At 45.4% G+C, this 3425-nt stretch carries 2 protein-coding genes; one reads left to right on the top strand and one right to left on the bottom strand.

Annotated features, from left to right (window positions below; all coding sequences use genetic code 11):
* On the top strand, window positions 1-1675 hold a 1675-nt coding region (locus GNE10_RS30220; protein WP_185569470.1), incomplete at its 5' end, for a M3 family metallopeptidase.
* A gap of 324 nt (window positions 1676-1999) precedes the next feature.
* Here the strand turns inward: GNE10_RS30220 and opcA are convergent.
* Complete coding sequence (opcA, locus tag GNE10_RS30215) at window positions 2000-3364, bottom strand: glucose-6-phosphate dehydrogenase assembly protein OpcA (protein WP_185569468.1); 1365 nt, start codon at window positions 3362-3364, stop codon at window positions 2000-2002.
* Between the last annotated feature and the right edge of the window lie 61 nt (window positions 3365-3425).

Raw genomic sequence — 3425 nt, 5'->3', positions numbered from 1 at the left:
AGAACTTTCTGGTGTTGGCCTAGAAGGAGAAGCGAGAGACCGTTTCAATGTCATTCAGATGGAATTAGCAGAATTTTCGACAAAATTCTCTAACCATGTACTGGATGCTACGAAAAGTTTTAGCTTAACCCTGACAACAAAAGCCGAAATTGACGGTTTACCTCCAAGCTTAGTAAGTTTAGCAGCCCAAGCTGCTCGTGAGGCTGGTGAAATTAACGCTACACCAGAAAATGGCCCTTGGCGTATTACTTTGGACTTCCCCAGCTACGGCCCTTTCATGCAGCACAGCACCCGCCGAGATTTACGCGAAAAGCTTTACAAAGCTTATGTCACCCGCGCTTCCAGTGGTGATTTAGATAATAACCCTTTAATAGAGCGGATTTTGGAGTTACGGCAAGAACTTGCAGATTTACTCGGTTTTGGAAGTTATGCCGAATTGAGTCTTGCAAGTAAAATGGCTCCCAATGTTCAAGCGGTGGAAGCATTATTAGAAGAACTACGTCAAGCTAGTTACGATGCTGCTGTCAAAGACTTAAAAGAACTCCAGGCTTTTGCTGCATCACATGGAAAAGAATATCAAGATTTACAGCACTGGGATATTACCTTTTGGGCAGAACGCCAACGAGAGACAAAGTTTGCCTTTACAGCTGAAGAATTACGTCCTTATTTTCCCCTTCCCCAAGTGCTGGATGGCTTGTTTGGACTTGTCAAACGTTTATTTGGCGTCACTGTCACCCCTGCCGACGGTCAAGCCCCAGTATGGCATGAAGATGTCCGTTATTTCCAAATTGCCGATGAAACTGGTTCTCCCATCGCTTACTTTTACTTAGACCCCTATAGCCGTCCCGCAGAAAAACGTGGTGGTGCTTGGATGGATGTGTGCATCAACCGTGCCAAAATCACAGAAAACGATGTAACCAGCATCCGCTTACCTGTAAGTTACTTGATATGTAACCAAACTCCGCCAGTTGATGGTAAACCTAGTTTAATGACCTTCTATGAAGTAGAGACTTTGTTTCATGAATTTGGTCATGGATTACACCACATGCTCACCAAGGTTGATTATGCAGGAGCCGCAGGCATCAACAATGTGGAATGGGATGCAGTGGAACTACCTAGCCAGTTTATGGAAAACTGGTGCTATGAGCGACTTACTTTATTCGGTATGGCGAAGCATTACGAAACAGGAGAAGCTCTACCAGAACATTATTATCAAAAACTGCTAGCGGCGCGTAATTATATGAGTGGTACTGCTATGCTACGGCAGCTTCACTTTAGCAGCGTTGATTTAGAACTACACCACCGCTATCGTTCTAATGGTGATGAAACACCCGCAGATGTACGCCATCGCATAGCTAAGACTACTACCGTTTTACCACCACTACCAGAGGATTCAATGCTGTGTGCATTTGGGCACATATTCGAGGGTGGTTACGCAGCAGGTTACTACAGTTACAAGTGGGCTGAAGTACTCAGTGCTGATGCTTTTGCCGCTTTTGAAGAAGCAGGGCTAGAAAATGAAGAAGCTATAAAAGCGACAGGACGCCGCTATCGAGATACCGTATTAGCACTTGGTGGTGGAAAACATCCTATGCAAGTGTTTAAAACTTTCCGCGGTCGCGAACCAAGTACCATCGCTCTCTTGAGGCACAATGGTTTAGTTAGTGCTAAATAAGGCTTGCTGAAAAAGTCTTTTCGTAAAGGCAGGGAATAGGGAACAGTTTTATCCCTATTTTCTCTACTTTATCGCAAGGTTTTTAAACCCAACAGAAAACTGTTGACCGTTGAACGCCACTTGCTCCATTTGGGGAAACCCCAAGACCGCAGTGGCTCCGGTTCACAGTAGACCTGCCTTGAAAATAGAAAGGGATGCATGTTAAAGGGGAAAGGGAAAAAACCAAACCTTTCCCCCTTTCCCCTTAACCTTTTCCCGCTTCTGCAAGAAGTCTAGTCAACAGTCAACAAACTGAAGCCGAATAATTTATTTTTTCGACTTCCCTTAATTATTCAGCTTAAAAGTTTTCGCGATCGCTCCTAGACTTTCTTCAAAAAGTGACTCACGACCCCAGCGTTGCACCTGTTGGCTCAGCAATGCTTCGGCCTTTTGTTCTGAAAGGGAACTGACTTGTTGAAACAGACCCGCCGCTTGGGCACCACCGTGTGTTTCCATCCGCATACAACCACCGGTTTCTGAGCAGATTACTGTACCACAATCTGCCTGGGTATTTGTGGAACTCAAGCGGATAGCAGTCAAATCACCAATAATGTCACCCACATCAGCAACTGGAACTCCAGCTAACTCGGCTTCTACTTGTCGCTGGTCTTTGGCAAGGAAACGAATACGAGTGATGTCGTAATCTCCGCTTTCGTTTTGATAGGAAACAGGCAGCCATTCTAGCCGACTTGCCAGCCAGCCCAAAAATAGTAGTGCTTGTGCGGGGTTGCCTTTTTCGTAATCAATTGTTACTCTATCAATTTCTTTGAGAGCAGCACGACGGTGGGGTGGGTCGTAAGCTTCAGCCGTTAATTCCTGCCATGCTGATAGGCGACGCCAGTTCAAGTCAGCTAAAGGAACGCCAGTTTCCACCAATTCTTGGAGGCGCAGTAAGTCACTTTCTGGCTCATTAAAGCGGCAAGAATCCACAATTACGTTATTGCAAACTGCTGCCAGCCGCTTGAATAAAGTGTTGTTTGGGTCTGGTGTTGCCTTCCACCAAAGGAATTTAGGCAAGCCACCAATCAACAATGCTGGAATCATCCCCCCTACGCGTTCCAAAGCAGCAGCAGTGCCACTCAGAGTGATGTATTCGCAGCAGATAAGTGTACTTGAGGATTGCTTTTGGATGGGGCAATAAGCAGAAACTTGAGCCTTGACCCCTTCATCTTCTCCAGTAATGGGGAATAAAGCAATAATCCGGCAGGGATTACGGAGAGCGATTTCATCAGCAATCCTGGGGCTTGGGGCATTTAAGTTATAGGAAGAATTATTATCTCCATTAGCGTCATTTCCCTGACGTTTGGTGAATTCTTCTCGCAATATAGCCAAGGTTTCAGGTGTTGCGGTTCCAGTTTCTGGCAGTGAATATTTTATTTGTACTTGTCGCAGGGCAGCTTCCATCTGAGGCCCTAAAATTCCATCCAGTGGCCCGTTATAAAAACCCAAGGTAGCTAAAAGATACTGAGTTTCTTCTGGTTCGTAAACCACTAAAGTAAATGTTGTAGCACGAGTAGCAGCAGGAAGTCCGCCATCTTCGCCAGTAATGCCGTAACTTTGCCAGATTTGATTTAGTTCCGCTTCTATTTCTGTGAGTGAAATATCCTTCGGAGCTTGGAGTGAAAAAATAGTAGGAGCTTGGGGAGCCATAGTCAATTTTGGATTTTGGATAAGTTAGGGATTAGGGATTAGGGGTTAGGGGTTAGGGGTT

Origin of the sequence: Nostoc sp. 2RC, assembly GCF_014222165.1 — a bacterium.
Classification (GTDB): Bacteria; Cyanobacteriota; Cyanobacteriia; order Cyanobacteriales; family Nostocaceae; genus Nostoc; species Nostoc linckia.
This window is presented reverse-complemented; position numbering and strand designations above follow the sequence as displayed.